We start from the raw sequence: 17305 nt of genomic DNA on the forward strand, positions 1-17305 counted from the left end.
CACCCTGATTAATGAAAACCCTACACCCTCATAACTTATATCCTTAAACCATTAAAATTATGATTACCGACGCTGAAATCCGTGAACAGGGCTATATTTATTTCCTCGCAGAAGCACCTGAATTACTACAAACTATTGAACAAGAACTATTGAGTTTATCTGAAACTCATAGTACAGCCACCGTGCATAATTTAATGCGGGCAACTCATACAATTAAAGGAGGTGCTGCTACTGTTGGCTTAGAAGTAATTAATAAGATAGCTCACTCTTTAGAGGATATATTTAAATCTCTATATAAACCTGAAATTGTTCTAGATTTTGAATTACATAACCTGTTGTATCAAGGGTATGAATGCTTAAAATTAGCATTAAATTCTGAACTAACTGATAGTGTAATAAATGATGATGAACTCTTGCAAAGAGCAAATTCAGTGTTTACACAAATTCAAAGCAAATTAGGGGATAATTTTGGCAAGGACACATATATTCCTACTTCCCAAGAATTAGGATTTGATATAGTCAAATCCATCTTTGAATCTGGTATAAACCAACGTTTAGAAAGCATTCAAGATGCGATTTATAATTTAGAGGATTTAACTGAATTTGCCGAATTTTTGAAATCTCAAGCTGAAGTTTTTTCGGGATTAGCTGAATCGTTGAATTTACCTGGCTTTGGTGAAATTTCTCAAGCAATTTTAGCTGCTTTAGAAACTAATCCTACTCAAGTACGCCAGATTGCAGAAATTGCCCTAGTAGATTTACAGCAAGCACAAGCCGATGTCCTAGCAGGCGATCGCACTTGTGGTGGTAGCCCTTCTACTGCTTTACTAGAACTGGGAATTGCTACAACAGATCAATTATCTCCAGACACATTGACTGAATTTTTAGATTCACAAAATGAATTTTACCAATTTTTAATTACATCAACAAATAATATCAATCAGGGAATTAAACCAGAAACCGCTAAATTTTATCTTAAAGTAATTCGTTACATATTTGGTTGGTTTCATCATGAAACGGAAATTCCTATATCAGAAATGTGTCTAGATATATTAATTTCCAATCACGAAGATGAAAATTACTTGAGTTATGTTGAGAATTGGTTAAATAAGTTTTTACAATTCATTCATGAGGATGGTGATAGTGAAAGCCTGTGTCTTTATCGTCAAGGCTTGATTTTAATTATGCTGCTGGCGGTGGCTAAATTTCAATATTATCATCAAAAAACTGACAATCGGATTGCTTTTATTAAAGCCCTACAAAATAAAATTACTGCACTAGCAACAGCATATAAAAAACACCCTCCTGTGACTGCCCAGGAAAAAAATTGGGCAGAAAGTCCCAAGTTACAAGAATTGCTAATCTCTAAATATACATCAAAAACCACTGCGGTGGTAGATAATCATCTTTTAGAATCAATCTGGGGGGGAACTACAAACGAAGATTCAGCAGATGAATTAGTAAATCCTGCAATTACAGAAAGTAAAGAACTAAATCATCATTCCCACCCAGAACAATCTTTATCTGTGATTGAACAAGCCAGTACAAATATTGCAGAAAAAGTAATTGATGTTGGTAATGGGCAAATAGAAGAAAAATATCAGTCTTCTTTCACTAAGAAAAATCAAGTTACTTCATCTGTGCGTGTAGATGTAGAGGGACTGCAAAAAATTAATTACTTGGCTGGGGAGTTATTAGTTTATCAAAAAAGGCGGGGGTTAAATGATGAACAAGTTCAAGAAATTATCGAGAGATTATCTCAACAACTGATTAGACATCAAGAAACCTTAAACCAATTACGTGATTTACCCCTAAAAATACACCATGCTCAATCACAGCATACACAAGACTTTGCTTCGGTCAAATTTGATTCTTTGGAGATGGATGTTTATACAGAGTTTCATTTGACATTACATGAAGCTATAGAAGAAAGCCTGCAACTACAAGAAACAACAGAATCAATTGACTTCTTGTTAAAACAAGCTAGTCAAATTAGTGATAAACAACAACATTTAGCTTTAAATCTGTTAGATAATTTAGTTGAAGCGAGAATGTTACCGTTAGGTAATATATTAAATCTTTTTCCCCAGATGGTTAAACAACTGGGTAATGTTTATCAAAAACGGGTAGAATTGCGCCTGACTGGTACAGGATTACTCATAGATAAAGCGATCGCTGAAAAAATCTACGACCCTATTCTACAATTAGTACGTAATGCCTTTGATCACGGGATTGAGTCGCCCCACGTTCGTAGGGAACGAGGTAAACCAGAAACAGGTATCATCGAAATTTGTGCCTACCATCAAGGTAGTAAAACGGTGATTGAAGTTCGAGATGATGGACAGGGATTAAATTTAGAGAAGATTCGCCAAAAAGCTATTGCACTAAATCTGCATCCAGAAAATACTCATTGGGATGAATCTGATTTATTAGATGTGATGTTTACACCGGGATTTTCTACGGTTGATCAGGTGAGTGAAATTTCCGGGCGGGGAATGGGATTAGATATTGTGCGTTCTCAACTACAAACACTTAACGGCTCAATTTCCGTGCAATCTCAACCGAATCAAGGTACAACTTTTATATTTAAAATTCCTTTTTCTATGACTACCGACCAATTAATGCTAGTTCAAGCTGGTGGTGTTGTTTACGCTTTACTATTAGATAGTATCGAAAAAATATTGATTCCATCGCGGCAGCAAATCAGAGAATTTGAAGGTAAAAAAGTTTTGCATTGTCATATAGATAATGATGAAACTATGGTTAGCCTTTATCAATTTTCTGATTTGATGTCTTATAATAATTCCTTGGCTACCGATCTCAATAATAATAATTTACTAGCTGAACATAACACAGAAATCATGAATAACCCTGTGTTATTGCTGAGGCACAATCACGGAGTATTTGCCTTAGAAGTTGACCAAATTATCGGTGAACAAGAACTAGTAATTAGACCTTTAGGAAATGCGATCGCTCCACCAAAATATATTTATGGTTGTAGTAGTTTGCCCAATGGCACTCTGATCTTAGTTATTGATGGTACTTTGTTGCTACAATCTATTGAAATGCAAGCCACCCTAGATTTAAGCACATTACCAGCAGCTAATTCTGCCCATAATTCATCATTACCAGTAGCAGACTCTCACATCAAATCAATACCTTTATTAACTGCTGCCCATAACTCCAGAGAAATACAATCTAGTCAACCTCTAGAAGTAAATCCCAAAGCACCCAGAGTAGTTTTAGTAGTAGATGATGCCATAAGTCTGCGTCAAACAGTTTCTCTGACTCTACAAAAATCTGGCTATCAAGTCATACAAGCCCAAAATGGCATAGAAGCTTTAGAACAGTTACAACGGCATCCCCAAATTCAAGTTGTCATTTCTGACTTAGAAATGCCTCGGATGAATGGCTTTGAATTATTAACCCATATCCGACAAAACCCAAATTTAGCAAAATCGGCTGTAGTTATTCTCACTTCCCGCAGTGCCGAAAAACATCGTCAACTTGCCGAGGAATTAGGCGCACAGGGCTACTTAACTAAGCCCTATTTAGAACATGAATTGCTAGCCATTGTTGAGCAATTAATCAATACAGAAAACAAGAATTTAAATCAGTTTATCACTGTTTAATTTTTTTAATTATTGTTCCCCCCTTTTTGAAGGCTACGATGTACACACAAGTCATCTGATCCCCCTAAATCCCCCTTAAAAAGGGGGACTTTGATTCTTTTGATTCTTGTTCCCCCTTTTTTAAGGGGGGCTAGGGGGGATCAAGTCACATTTTGCCTCAGCACAAAGATGTGTGTACACAGTAGTTTTTTAAGGGGGGTTAGGGGGGATCTGAATGTACTTAAAGTCACAGCCACAAACTTTTCAAACATCCTCTTAGGGAACACCAAAAAATAAACAAGACTTACGCAAGTGTCACAATTAATGGTAGGTGCGTGACGCTATTAAGTCTTATTACTACGTTCAAATCTTTTCGCTGCGTCACACACCCTACAGACTACAAGCAAAACATTGTAGGGACTGTCTGAAAGTTCAAATTAGTATAAAAAATGAAAAAGTGACGAATAATTCAGATTTTCATTGACTACGAACACAAAATTATGAGCAGGGGTTGCTATAGCATTCCTTGATGATTCCAGTTTTGACTCATTGCAATAGCTGGTATCTAATGTTGTGTCTAAATCTTGATGGTTGCAGATGAATTTAGGAATAATTGAGCCTTATAGTAGTGGGTTTTTAGAAGTTTTACCAGAGGGCGAAGAGAGCGACTACTGGCAAATTGCAGCTATACATATTGATGGACAAGCCTATTGTCCTACTCCTCAGCTTTATAGATCAGAACAGGTGGCATTGACAAGGGCGGCACGAATTTATGATTGGCTAGCTGAACATCAACCAGAGATCAATAATGGCTCTTGCTACTGCTCTCAATTGAACCTGATCCTATGGCAACAACCAAAAGGATCTTAGGCAACACTTATCCCCAGTTGAGGGGTTGATAGGGTGCGTCAGTATGAATAACTTCTGGGTATAGTTAAGCTTTCTCAAACTGATGCACCCTTATCTACAATCCATTACCAATTAAAATAAAAGATGCCCAATAGTATGGGTGGGTAAATTGACTGTTAGCTGTTGTTAATAAATTAATTTGTGCTGCTCTTAAAGCTTCTGCTTTAGTGACTTTCGCTGTATTTAATGTTGTGTAAAAATTATTCATTAAAGCTTGTGTACCACCATCAGAAACAGCCCATAAAGAAGCAATGGATGCTTTTGCACCTGTGAGTTGAATTTGATATCCTAAACCGAGAATTTCTTGTCCGTTGCCTAATTGTTTACCTAAACCAGTTTGACAAGCACTTAAAACTACTAAATCTACATTCGGTAAAGACCAATTTTCTATATCTTTGAGGGTGACACGTTCCCCATCACCAAAGAGAATAAATGAATCTTCAGGATTACCACTAACTAACATTCCGTGTGTTGCTAAATGTAGAACTTTGTAATCATTCATTTGGGGAATAATTACTTTAGTGCTAAAGTCTTGATCAAATAGAATTTTTGTATTTTTTATTGTCTTGGCTAAGTTTTCTACTTCGGTTTTGGCAAACTCTAATCCGCTTAATACTTCTTTTCTTTCACCTATAGCTACTTGATAATCACCTTTGGTAAAAGCTGCGGCTAGAGTGGGTAGTGATGCTGGGGGTTTATTATTTAATTTAGTTAAACTAGCAGCAGTAATATTATTGATGATAAATTTCTCAATTAACCAATTTTTACCATCGTATAATGCAGCTAAAGGTATATATCTGAGTTTGCTATCTGGAGCATAGATAATTGCTTTAGCATCAGCTTGCTTGAGGTCATTTTCTATGGGTTTAATCAGCCAATTATATAATTTATTGGCAGGGGTTTTACTATCTTTATAGGGAACGACTATGGCTTGGCGAAATTCAGTAATTGTTTGATTTAATTCGGCTGCTTTAACGTCAACGGGACGATGAATTGGGGGTGAGTCAGCAGTAACTAAAACTAACTCTAATCTGTCTGGTAAAACTAAGGGATATAATAGGACTGCTTTTTGATTTAACTGGCGTAAGTTATCTCGCAGTGAGTTAAGTTGACGTAAGCTGAGATTTTCTTGTCCTGAGTTGGCAGATAATTGCTGTACTAAGGCGACTACCGCCGGATTTTTGGTAAATTTATTAAATTCTGCCGTAATTGTTTGTTCAAGTTTGACTAATTCGGCAATGCGTTTTTCTTGTGTGGGTGTGCGGGAACTTTGGGGAATTTTGCGGAGATTTGTGAGTTCTTGTCCGAGAGCGATCGCTTTGTCTTGAATCGCGCTATATTTTTGAGTAATATCAGTTTCCTGTGGCTTTAAAGGTAAGTTTTGCGGTGCTGGTGTTTCTGTATTTGTTCCTCGTTGTCTATTATTAATTACGGTTGTTTTTTTGGTTGTACCTCGCTGATTTCCGATAAAATCATTCATTTCTTGAATTTTGAGTAAATCTAAAACCTGTTGTGCTTCACTCGGACGATTTTGTTTCAGTAATAAATCAGCTAAACGGCGATATCTTTCAGCAACGGTTTCTGTGTAAGATTGTTGAATTGCTGTTGGTAGAATACGTAAATTTTGGCGGATATTTTCAGTTAAATTGACTGATTGTTTATAAAATGCAATGGCTAGCTGTGGTTGATTTTGGGTAGTTAAGGTATCAGCTAAGAATTTGAGGGTTGTAGCTTCACTGACTTGATCATTCACTTGCCGATGTATAGCTAAAGCTTGTTGATATAATTCCCCAGCTTTGGCGGCTTGATTTTGCTGTTGATAGATTTGTCCTAAGTTACTAATTGTCACACCTTCCCCGGTGCGATCGCCTATTTGTTTATAAATAGCTAAAGCCTGTTGATTTAACTCAATTGCTGTCGGATATTTACCGAGATTACTATGAATCCGAGCTATATTATTCAGGGTGACAGCTACCCCTGATTTATAGTTATTTTGTTGATAAATATTTAAAGCTTGTTGATATAATTTTAGTGCTTGGTCAAATTTGCCTAAACTAGCATAAATTTGCCCAATATTATTTAAGTTAAGTGCTTTACCTTGGAATTGAAAAGAGTCTTTCCCAAAGGCATCACCAACAATAGCACGACTGGTAATTTGTTGTATAGCTTGGGAGTTCTGCCCAAGATAATCATATAGTAATTTAATATCTTGTTTGTTAATTTCCTCAGTGTTAGTGTTACCAAGTCGTTTATATATATTTGCAGATTTTTCTGCTAGTTCCAAAGACTTTTGATATTGTCCTAAGCTAAAATAAACACCAGATAAATTATTAATGGTTGCTGCTTGTGTACCGAGATAATTTGAGCAGCATTTTTCTAAACTATTTAAAGCTTGTTGATAGGAATCTACGGCTTGGCTGTAGTTGCCTAAGTTAACGTAAACTACACCAAGATTGTTGAGAGTTTGAATAACTCCAATTTTATCATCACTCGCTGTTTGCAGAGCTAAACTTTGTTGATAAAAATCTAAGGCTTTCGTGTAGTTTCCCATACGAAAATTAATTGCACCTATATCACCCAGGATGATTTTTTCACTGTTGGGATAGCTAGAATCTTTGGGGTTAGCTGCTTTGAGTTCTTTGAGAATAGTTACAGCATTTTGATATGCTTGCAAGGCTTGAGAATTTTGTCCTAAATTGACATACACTTCACCTATGTAGGAAAGGGGTATCCATTCATTTTGTTTGTCGCGGGTTTTTCTGCGAATATTTAAAGATGACTGAAAATACTCTAGTGCTTGAGAATATTTACCTTTACGAAAATATACATAGCCAATATTAACAAGGCTGTTAGCTTCTCCGGCTGACGCGCCGTGTTTTTTGAAGATAGCTAACGCTTGTTGGAATTGCGTTAAGGCTGTTTCTAATTCGTTTAAGCCAACGAAGTCTTTGTAAATTAAGCCTTCACCGTTGTTGTTGAGGATGACTGCTTCTGTAATTTGTTCTTGTGCTGTTGGCGTTGGTGCTTGTGCTAGAGAGGGGGAAGCTAAGGTGAGGAGGAGTGTTAGGGGAATGATAGAAAGCCGCATAGATGTATTAATAATGACAAGCTGCTTCCTATGATAGTGGGAGTGATTGTAAATGTAAGGTAGGCGATCGCATAGTTTATACGAAAACTGCAAAATTATTCATAAATTTTCTTAAATACTAATTGACAAGTATAATTTTATACAATAATATATAAGCATGATCAAAAGCGATCGCCTCATCCCGCAAAGAAGACAGCGATCGGTTTTATCTAACATCCAAAATAAAAGCGATCGCCTCATCCCGCAAAGAAGAACGCGATCGCTTTTATCTAACATCCAAAAGTGGAGTATGTTACCATCATGGCACAATCAAAAAGTTTCGACCAGTCAAAATTAGAACAGTATCTACCGAGGGAAGAAAGCAATTCACCCATCCGTAATCAATCATCGGAAAACGCAACTCCCCAACGAGAACCAATCAAACATATATTGAGGGGTTCACCCAAAGCCGTCATCAGTACTATTCACCACCTACAAATTATTGGTTACGCCAGCGTTGGTGATTGGAGTCCCCTATTACCAACTACCGACTCAGATGAAGTCATGAGTATTTTAATCCGTCACATTCTCATGCAATAACTAAAATATAGAGACATTGCACTGTAATGTCTCTATATAATTCCTATTTTCTCATTAATCATAGTTAAAGAATAGTTATTTTTTAATTCCTGCTATAAACTCTTTTCTAGCCTCCATAATTGAAGGCATGACAACACATTTTGCTAATAGTTCTATATCTAAATCTGGCAATAATTCACTTTGACTAATTTGCTCATAGCTATCATTTCTGAGGTGAAATAGTGAAAATTGATTATTTTCCCAAAACCAAACTTCAGTAATATTAAACCGTTTGTATTTCTCTAGTTTGTCAATGCTGCCACTAGTAATATTCACTTCAATGGCTAAATCTGGATTTTCCTTTTTCTCTCCTATATAGTACGATTCGTCTGGTTCAAAGGATGCACTTTTTTCTTTGGCGCGACGAGTAGCACTACCTACTGGGATAAAGTTTATACCTTTTTCAAAAAAGTATAATGCGAGTAATATCCCAATCACGCTTTTAATCATTTCGTGTTGTTCACCTAGCGTCATAAATTCAATGCACCCATCAAAATAAGTTATCCGCAACCCTGCTGCATCTGCGGTTAAGTTTTCTATTGTCTCCAATTCTTCCCAGGTGTAATAACCAGGTAGGAGAAATCGCTGTTCTGGAATTGAGGTATTTTTATCTAAGGCTTGGAGAGTCATAGTTAAATGATGGTTATGACTTTATTTTGATTATAGGGCTTGTGGTTGGTTATGTTTGATTTTGAAACGCAGAGGGACGCGGTGAACCAGCGTTGTAGGAGGGTTTCCCTCCGTAGACGACTGGTGAACCCGAAGGGAGGTTTACGCGGAGGGGCGCAGAGGGTTTATGAGAGATAGTTTAAGGATGGTATGATCGTGATGGCGATCGCGTTTTATGTAGAGTAGGCGATCGCAGGTATTTTTTAACTATAAAATCAGCAATTATCTTGGATATTATGATAAGAGCCAATTGTCTAGCTTCAGTCCAGTTATACGGCTGTAATGACGAGTATTGTTAGTCACTAAAATATAATCTCTAGTCATTGCAACGCTAGCAATTAGTAAATCAAATTCTGCGACTGCTTGTCCTATTTTACGGAGTTCAGCTTTTAGTTTACCAAAAGTTTTCAAAGTATTTTGTTCTAAAGGTATGACAGTTATATTGTTTATGAAATCTTCTGCACGAGTTAAATTTTCTGCTACTTTTTGAGAATTGTAAGCACCAAAATACAACTCAGCAATAGTAATACTACAAATACAGATTCGTTCCCATCCTATTTCTTTAACTTTATTTCTGACTGGTTCAATATTTTTAATCCAGTAAATGCAAGTGTCAGTATCTAATAAATAAGTCATAAACTAATATCATACCTAGAAATAGTACGGCTATCATAAATTTCTTTAACTATTTCCTCCGCAGTACGTTCATCTTCCCAAGCACCAAGTCTTTCCATAAATGTATCTAGTGGATGAGGCTCTGACTTTTTATCAGTTGAGAATACTATTTCATTTGCTATAAGTTGATTAGCTTCAGGTATTCCTAATTTCTGAGTTTCTTCTTTTGCTTTTACCATTACTTGCATTAATGTAATGGCTTGCCGTAAAACATCACTTTTACTTACACCTATTTTCTTTGATAGCTCTTCTAGTATTTGATTGAGTTCTGGTGACAAATCTAGGTTTAAATGAATCATTTCTTGGCTATGAGTCATAGTTATCTTTTTCTACAGATGATTAATTAATTACCACAGAAGATGGTATCAGCGATGCGATAAAAGCCATTATTGATTGTATTAATGGATGTTGTTGCAATATTTTGATTTCTTGCTCTGTGATATTGTCAAATATTATTTTATTTATTTGTTCACCCTTACCAAATAATATCTCTAAAAATTCTCTAGGTTTACTTTGAGCCAATTGCCATTCTAAATCATTAAATTGCCGTTGTGCTATTTTTTCGATTAATGATTTATCTTGCAAAAATATAATTTCTATTTCGGGAACTGCAAAAAAGATTTGATAAGGAATCCCAGGTGATGCTTGATTTAGTGCATAGTTAATTAAATCATGCCTTTCCCATATTTGAGATTCGTTATCTGTATCTGCATCTAAGACAAGAGCAACAGGTGTGTTTCGAGTAGCAAGCAGTGAACTAGTTAAAGAACGCGCTCTATAAGAACTTTCACCTGCTATAAATTGGATATTTTGAGTCAGATTTTTTGGCAGTAATTTTTGTAAAATTTCTATATCTTTATTGCCTACTGTAATTATGTATACCAATGTCATATAAAAAGCTCCGTTGTTATCTTGTGCTATGTAGGTTGCTAAGTCTATTAAATCCCTGATAACTTGAGGTATCTTTTTAATGGTAAACATTACAGCTAATTTGCACCTTGACGTTTATTAATTCTTTCACGTAGTGCTTGGTGTATATCTTCCCAATCTTGAGCAGTCATTTCTGTTGCATTTCCAGAGTTTAATCCTTCCAGAAGCATTGTTTGTAAACGTTCTTTCGCTTTCTGTTTTTGGTCTTGTCGCACTAATTCACGAAAATATTCGCTGACACTACTGTAACCACCTTGAGCAACCTGTTCTTCTATATAAGCTCGCATGGTGTCAGGTAAGGAAATATTGATACTTTTCATCAGGGTTAGTTCCTCCATCTGCTTTTCTATATCGTGGCAATTTTTGTCATTTTTTGCCATTGCAAGACAAGGAACTATTTATGCTGGTGATGCTTGTCAAGCTTATAATTCGGGTATCTGAATTGTTATAGAACCACCTGATCAATTTTCTCTATCTCCTGATTTTTCTGCTGTTGATTAAATTCTTCAAATAAAGTAAAAAATCTATCCACAGCACTTTTTTCGTCTGCTGAATGGAAAAGAATAATACTTGACCATAACTGACCTGTTTCTACATTAAATCTGTGTCTTATCCATTGTAGAAAATTTTGGAATTGTATTTCTTCTTCTGTTAAGCTAATGCCAATTTCTCGACGGGCAAAGTAGTAGCCGTCTAAAAATGCTTGCAGGCTAAAAATAGAATTTTTACCTAAATACATTGCAGGTCTTTTTTTGATTTTTTGCAGTAAGTTGTAGAAATCATTCATACTTGACTCACTAATTCTCTAAGTTAAAAGTAACTTTCTGTGATTTGAAACTCTAATCCTGCATCTAGAATAGGTGAATAGAGATTCTGTATCCATTCTAATCGCGTTATTCCTTGATGGTGGATGTTATCAAAAACAATTTCTAAGCCATTTACCTCAATTATAACACCTTCATGATGACCTGTAGTAGCAATCAATTCTCCAATGCTATCATCATAAATTCTGCCATAAATTGGATCTTGAGAATTTGTATCTATTTTAATATGCTTGCCATGAATACTTTGTCTAATCAAAAATTCTTTGATTGCTCTAGCACAGGGAATGCAATCAAAAATCCCGTAACTACTAGCAATTGCTATAACTTGTTGATAGATTATATCCTCTTTATTCAAAATTGCCCTTGTTGCTAAATTTTAATATTTCTACCCTAATTACTATTTATCAGGACTGGGTGTTGGTTTACGGCGCAAAGTTTAACTTTTTATGCAGCAAGTATCGAAGCGTACATCTCCAGCCAACTTACCTCTTATAACTAACTTTGTTCCCTGCTATATTCCACAATCTTTGAACTTCTTTTTCTAAGCCTTGTGAACCATAATCTTCCCATCCGTCTGTAAAGCTAATTATTCCTGGTGAGTGTCTAGGTGCGCCACCAAAAGTAATTTTTTTGTATTTATCAAGAGTAAAGACCACTTCAAACCAATTATCGTAAACTGGCTCAACTAGATCAGAGGATTCCAAGAAGAAGGCTTCTTCAGAGTCCACGACTCTTTTCCAACCAATCTGAACTCCATAATATGAGCTATTTTTCGATGAATCCAGAGTCATTCCAACAATTAGACAATCTTCTGAACAACCTGAATTTTCTATTTCATCAGCAATATCTTGTGGAAAATTATAAACGGGCTTAACTTCAACAAAAACAGGAGAATCAAACTTCAGTAAAAAATCGGGAATCCATCCGTTAAAGTCACAAGGTTCATACTCCCATTCCCATTCTAGTCCATCAAAGAAAGCAGCCCATTTTGCCTCTAATCTAGAACGAAACTGAACATCATTATATTTGGTTGGTATGGGTTTAATCATAGCTTTTTATGTCAAATGCCAAACTATACAGCTTTTAATTTATATGTCATAAGATTTTGCTTTATCAAATAATCCCCACCCAAGTAAAAACCTAGATGGGGTATTACATAATCTTAATGCACCAATTCAATAGCCCGCTTTGTCAACGCCTCAGCAGTCAAACCATTGAAAGCCATCAACTCACCAGCACTAGCTGTAGTTTCCCCACGCTTCCATGCGAAAGTATCGCGCTTGCTGTTACTCCGCAACATGATGGGTTCTAACATCGAAGCCACACCACCAGTTACACCAATTAACGCATCACCATCAAATAATTCAGCAAATTTCGCATCATCAATGAAACCACCATCAGCTTCAGAACAGGTATCCCAAGCTACATCATGAGGACGATATAAACGACGGGGATTAATTACAGAAACTATCTTCACACCGATACCTTCAGTTTCTAAGAAAGCGGCGGCTTCAAATACGGGAATTAATGTCATGTCGCCAATGACAGCAAACACAACTTGCTTACCACCAGGAATTTCATGCAACACTACTGCACCTTCCTCTAAACCTTGGCGAGTTTGTTCTAAGGTGGCGCGAATTGGTAAGGGTGATTTACTGGCGGTGATGACAATTCCTTTATTCTTAGTTGTTAACGCCCAGTCATAACAAACTTGGATACTGTTAGCATCAGGGGGGAATACTGGAAATACATTACCGTTCCGCATCATGGATGCAAAGTAAGCTTCAATTTCTGGACGTTGGTGTGTCCAACCGTTGCGTCCTTGCTCTAATGCGCCTGCGGTGAATAAGGTAATAGTTGAGGGTGTTTGACGGCGTAATTCTGCCATTGCTTGGGTGACGGTTTGCCAAATGGGTAAACCGTTGATGGCAAAAGATTCATAGGAACACCATAAGGTTCTTGCACCCATCAAACACAAACCAGCCGCTAAACCTGCACAAGCATCTTCACTCAAGGGTTCGTAAACTTGCCCGTTGGGTGCTTGGTTATATAATTCGTCGGTGGTGGGGTGGATAATCTTTAAGGCTTGGTTGATGTTACCTATACCTGATGCTTCGTTACCGTCGGCGTTGGTGACGAGGAAATTTTGGTCTTTCTGTCCGACTACACCGACTAGTCGTCCCATTGCGGTGGTTGAAACTTTGGGTTCGCCGCCTACTGCATATTCTTCTAATGGTAATGTACCTAAATCTGGTAATGGGAACTCAGATTCTGTCACCACTGTTTTAGCGGCGGGGCCACCTCCGGCGCGTTCGGCGTTGGTTCTGACAATTTGCCAAGCTTCTGGAGATAATGCACGGGTTTGCAATGCGCTGACAATGTGGGGCGCGTCTAAGGTATCTTTCGGATAGAGGTTGTGAGATTTCGCACCTCTGGCGTGAACACCTGCACCTTTGAGCTGTTTGATAATAAAGACTGTGAGTTTTCCACTGAGGGCGGAACGGGCGGCTTTATCCATCGCTACGAGTACAGCTTTGGTGAAGGCTAGGCGTTGCTCAAAGGAAAAGGCGGTACTATCTACATAGTCTCCTGGTTGGTTTTGGTCGTCAAATTGTTTGGCATCAACTAAGATGACTTCCTCAAAACCGTTACCTTGCCAGTAGGCTGTCATCTGTGCGTTGGTTTTCAGGGAAACCATGCTGTGATGTTCTTGGCTGTAACCGTTCCACACCAACACGGGTAAGAAGTTAGTAGCGTTGGGATAGGCGGTGTTAAAGTGCGCCATTGAACTCATGATGTAGGGTTCACCTAGTCCACCGTCGCCGAGGGTGAAGGGGAAAAGTTTATCACGGTGGAGGAGTGCAGCCGCCATTGCAAAGTGCTGTCCTTGTCCCAAGGGGCCGGCAGGTGCGAGAATACCGGGGATGTAACCGGAAAGGTGTCCTAAAAGTCCATGCTTTTCGCGGAAGCGATCGCGCAATTGTTGTACTGTAAATATGCCCATGTCCTCTAAAGAACGGTCAAGGAACATGGCACTATAAAACCCTGGTGCGTGATGTCCGACTTCAGTAATAATATTTTTATACCCCAGCATGACCAAAGCTGCGTAAGCTTCCGCTTGGCTAGCAAATCCGCCGGGGTGTCCAGATGCCTTACTACCAGTGATTTGTAGTGTTAGGTAGCGCAGAGCATCAGCAGCGAGTAAGGTTTGATACACAGCTTGAGGGTCTTGAGGATCTGCGATCGCTACTTGTCCTGATTCTATTGCAGGAGTCGCACCATAAGTTTCAAAACTTGGTAGCACTTCCCCAAAATATTGAATCCCTTCGCAAAAATGTGGAAGTGCCGAAGATGCCTTTGGTGTGATTGCAGTCATGCTGAGTCCCTTGTAAGAATTACGAGTAAATATAAATGCTCGTTGAATTTAACAGAAATTTTACATCTTTAGGGATGTTAACAATTATCAGTGTTTCGTGATGTTAAGGATAAGTAGTTTAAATGGCAGGGTGTAGGGATGTGGGGGGCAGGGTGTGGGGGGCAGGGGGCAGGGGGCAGGGGGCAGGGGGCAGGGAGCAGGGGAGACAAGGGAGATAAGGGGGTTAAATTTGCATATTAATCGGGTGAACGAAATTTTGTGTGGGATTTTTAGCTCAGTATCCAAAAAATTACCCTCCACACTCCCGACGCTCCCCAACTCCCCACACTCCCCACACTCCCCACACTCCCCACACTCCCCACACTCCCCACACCTTTTTTCTCTCACCTATATTAATCTGGTTAACTTGCGGCTAATCTACCCCAACTGATATAAGGTAACTTTTTAGACGTTCCGCTAATTTTCTCACTGTTGGCAACTAACTGACCACAAGCGTCCCAAGCACCGGAAACAAAGGCGGTTCTAGTACCTTCGCTCATAGTAACCAGCGCAGTGAAATCACTGACTTGCACTTGTAAATTTTGCAAATCAACTGTAACAGGGGCTTGGGGGTTAGCAGTGACTAATTCTTGTAGTTGTTTAACTGTTGCTGCTTCGGCTATCAAACAAGGTACACCGATCGCTACACAATTACCAAAGAAAATTTCCGCAAAACTTTCACCAATTAAGGCTTGAATCCCCCATTTAGATAAAGCTTGGGGTGCGTGTTCCCGTGATGAACCACAGCCAAAATTACGGTTAACGATTAAGATATTCGCCCCTTGATATTGGGGTTGATCAAAGGGATGCTGACCATTTAAAGCAGTGCGATCGTCTATAAAAGCGGCTTCACCTAATCCATCAAAGGTAACAGCTTTCAAAAACCGTGCAGGAATGATCCGATCTGTGTCGATATCATCACCAACTAAAGGTATACCACGTCCAGAAACTTGTTTAACTTCGCTTACCATATTTTTTTATTTGGGGCATGGGGCATGGGGCATGGGGCATGGGGCATGGGGCATGGGGCATGGGGCAGGGAGCAGGGGGCAGGGAGCAGGGGGCATGGGATTTTTCTTTCCCTTACACCCTTACACCCCTACACCCTTACACCCCTTACACCCCTAAAATTTCTCTGACATCAGCGACTTCACCTTTAATTGCAGCCGTTGCAACCATTGCGGGACTCATTAACAATGTGCGTCCAGAGGCTGAACCTTGGCGGCCTTTAAAGTTGCGGTTGGAGGAGGAAGCACTAATTTGTCTACCTTCTAGTTTGTCGGGGTTCATGGCTAAACACATGGAACAACCGGGTTCACGCCATTCAAAGCCGGCTTCTAGGAAGATTTTGTCTAATCCTTCGGCTTCGGCGGCTTGTTTGACTCTTTCTGAACCGGGAACGACAAAAGCTTTAATTCCCGCAGCTACACGGCGACCTTGGGCAATTTTGGCGGCTTCTCTCAGGTCGCTAATTCTGCCGTTGGTGCAGCTACCAATAAAGCAGACATCAATTTTAGTGCCTTTAATTGGTTGACCGGGATATAAATCCATGTAGCGGTAGGCTTCTTCGGCAACAAAGCGGTCTTCTTCTGCTAATTCTTCGGGTTTGGGAATAAATTGATCTACTCCAATACCTTGTCCGGGGGTAATTCCCCAAGTCACTGTCGGGGGAATATCTGCGGCGTTGAAGACTACGACATCATCATATTCGGCATCAGCATCACTTTTAATTGATTCCCACCAAGCCACGGCTTGATCCCAGTCTGCACCTTGGGGGGCGAAGTCTCTACCTTTGAGGTAATCATAGGTGATTTGATCAGGATTGACATAACCGCATCTGGCACCGCCTTCAATGGCCATGTTGCAGACTGTCATTCTCTCTTCCATGCTCATCTGTTCAAAGGTCGTACCGGCGTATTCGTAGGCGTAACCGACACCACCTTTCACGCCCAGGGTGCGAATGATATGTAAAATCACGTCTTTGGCGTAAACACCGGGGTTGAGTGTGCCGTTAACTTCTATGCGGCGGACTTTGAGTTTAGATAATGCTAGAGTTTGGGAAGCGAGAACATCGCGGACTTGACTTGTACCGATACCAAAAGCGATCGCACCAAATGCACCATGACTAGAGGTGTGACTGTCTCCACAAGCAATAGTCATGCCTGGCTGGGTGAGTCCTAATTCTGGGGCGATAACGTGGACTATCCCTTGATTACCAGAGCCAATATTATAAAAGGTGATGCCATTTTCTTGACAGTTGGTTTCCAAAGCCTTGATCATTTCTTCCGCCATGCGATCGCTAAAAGGACGCGCTTGACTATCTGTAGGTACAATATGATCTACAGTGGCGACCGTGCGGTTGGGAAACAAAACTTTTAAACCTCTTTCCCGTAACATAGCAAAGGCTTGGGGACTGGTAACTTCATGGATGAGGTGTAGTCCAATAAATAGCTGTGTCAGCCCGGAAGAAAGTGTACCAACAGTATGTAAGTCCCAAACTTTATCAAACAGCGTTCCTTTGCTCATAGGTCAATAGTGAGGTTACGAGTCAGAGTTTTTATCGTAT

General features: G+C 39.0%; 16 protein-coding genes. 4 read left to right on the plus strand and 12 right to left on the minus strand.

What is annotated here, in order from left to right:
- The first annotated feature begins 59 nt into the window (after positions 1-59).
- Both ACPZ3T_RS06540 and ACPZ3T_RS06545 read left to right on the plus strand, forming a co-directional pair.
- Complete coding sequence (locus ACPZ3T_RS06540) at positions 60-3632, plus strand: hybrid sensor histidine kinase/response regulator (protein WP_490274521.1); 3573 nt, start codon at positions 60-62, stop codon at positions 3630-3632.
- A gap of 576 nt (positions 3633-4208) precedes the next feature.
- Positions 4209-4481 (plus strand): hypothetical protein, encoded by a 273-nt coding sequence (locus ACPZ3T_RS06545; protein WP_490274523.1) that lies wholly within the window; start codon positions 4209-4211, stop codon positions 4479-4481.
- A gap of 94 nt (positions 4482-4575) precedes the next feature.
- Here ACPZ3T_RS06545 and ACPZ3T_RS06550 read toward each other — a convergent pair whose 3' ends face one another.
- Complete coding sequence (locus ACPZ3T_RS06550; protein WP_490274525.1) at positions 4576-7608, minus strand: CHAT domain-containing protein; 3033 nt, start codon at positions 7606-7608, stop codon at positions 4576-4578.
- Between the two features lie 157 nt (positions 7609-7765).
- On the opposite strand from ACPZ3T_RS06550, the gene ACPZ3T_RS06555 reads away from it, so the two are divergent.
- Positions 7766-7945, plus strand: coding sequence for a hypothetical protein (locus ACPZ3T_RS06555; protein ID WP_490274527.1), 180 nt, complete (start codon positions 7766-7768; stop codon positions 7943-7945).
- Entirely contained in the window at positions 7909-8187 is a 279-nt protein-coding gene (locus tag ACPZ3T_RS06560) for a hypothetical protein (protein WP_490274529.1), read from the plus strand. Before ACPZ3T_RS06555 ends, ACPZ3T_RS06560 begins: the two co-directional genes overlap by 37 nt.
- A gap of 75 nt (positions 8188-8262) precedes the next feature.
- On the opposite strand, the gene ACPZ3T_RS06565 is transcribed toward ACPZ3T_RS06560, so the two are convergent.
- From ACPZ3T_RS06565 to leuC, 11 genes are all read right to left on the minus strand, one after another.
- Positions 8263-8856, minus strand: a complete 594-nt coding sequence (locus ACPZ3T_RS06565) for a Uma2 family endonuclease (protein ID WP_490274531.1) — start codon at positions 8854-8856, stop codon at positions 8263-8265.
- A 273-nt stretch (positions 8857-9129) separates the two neighbouring features.
- Positions 9130-9531, minus strand: a complete 402-nt coding sequence (locus ACPZ3T_RS06570; protein WP_490274533.1) for a type II toxin-antitoxin system VapC family toxin — start codon at positions 9529-9531, stop codon at positions 9130-9132.
- Positions 9528-9887: a ribbon-helix-helix domain-containing protein gene (locus ACPZ3T_RS06575; RefSeq protein WP_490274535.1), complete on the minus strand. Its 360-nt coding sequence runs from the start codon at positions 9885-9887 to the stop codon at positions 9528-9530. Before ACPZ3T_RS06575 ends, ACPZ3T_RS06570 begins: the two co-directional genes overlap by 4 nt.
- A 22-nt stretch (positions 9888-9909) precedes the next feature.
- Entirely contained in the window at positions 9910-10461 is a 552-nt protein-coding gene (locus tag ACPZ3T_RS06580) for a hypothetical protein (protein WP_490277141.1), read from the minus strand.
- A 95-nt stretch (positions 10462-10556) separates the two neighbouring features.
- The gene (locus ACPZ3T_RS06585; protein WP_490274537.1) at positions 10557-10820 is read right to left on the minus strand and encodes a type II toxin-antitoxin system ParD family antitoxin; all 264 of its coding nucleotides are present in this window, start codon (positions 10818-10820) and stop codon (positions 10557-10559) included.
- 125 nt (positions 10821-10945) lie between these two features.
- The gene (locus ACPZ3T_RS06590; RefSeq protein WP_490274539.1) at positions 10946-11287 is read right to left on the minus strand and encodes a hypothetical protein; all 342 of its coding nucleotides are present in this window, start codon (positions 11285-11287) and stop codon (positions 10946-10948) included.
- Positions 11288-11310: 23 nt separating this feature from the next.
- Entirely contained in the window at positions 11311-11679 is a 369-nt protein-coding gene (locus ACPZ3T_RS06595) for a papain fold toxin domain-containing protein (RefSeq protein ID WP_490274541.1), read from the minus strand.
- A gap of 127 nt (positions 11680-11806) precedes the next feature.
- Positions 11807-12373, minus strand: a complete 567-nt coding sequence (locus ACPZ3T_RS06600) for a PDDEXK family nuclease (RefSeq protein WP_490274543.1) — start codon at positions 12371-12373, stop codon at positions 11807-11809.
- A 113-nt stretch (positions 12374-12486) separates the two neighbouring features.
- Positions 12487-14700 (minus strand): phosphoketolase family protein, encoded by a 2214-nt coding sequence (locus tag ACPZ3T_RS06605; RefSeq protein ID WP_490274545.1) that lies wholly within the window; start codon positions 14698-14700, stop codon positions 12487-12489.
- A gap of 401 nt (positions 14701-15101) precedes the next feature.
- Positions 15102-15710, minus strand: a complete 609-nt coding sequence (leuD, locus tag ACPZ3T_RS06610) for a 3-isopropylmalate dehydratase small subunit (RefSeq protein ID WP_490274547.1) — start codon at positions 15708-15710, stop codon at positions 15102-15104.
- 145 nt (positions 15711-15855) lie between these two features.
- Positions 15856-17265 carry a 3-isopropylmalate dehydratase large subunit gene (gene leuC, locus ACPZ3T_RS06615; protein ID WP_490274549.1) on the minus strand — a complete coding sequence of 470 codons (1410 nt, stop codon included), beginning with the start codon at positions 17263-17265 and terminating at the stop codon, positions 15856-15858.
- Positions 17266-17305: the final 40 nt, after the last annotated feature.

This window comes from Aliinostoc maniaoense (genome assembly GCF_058172895.1).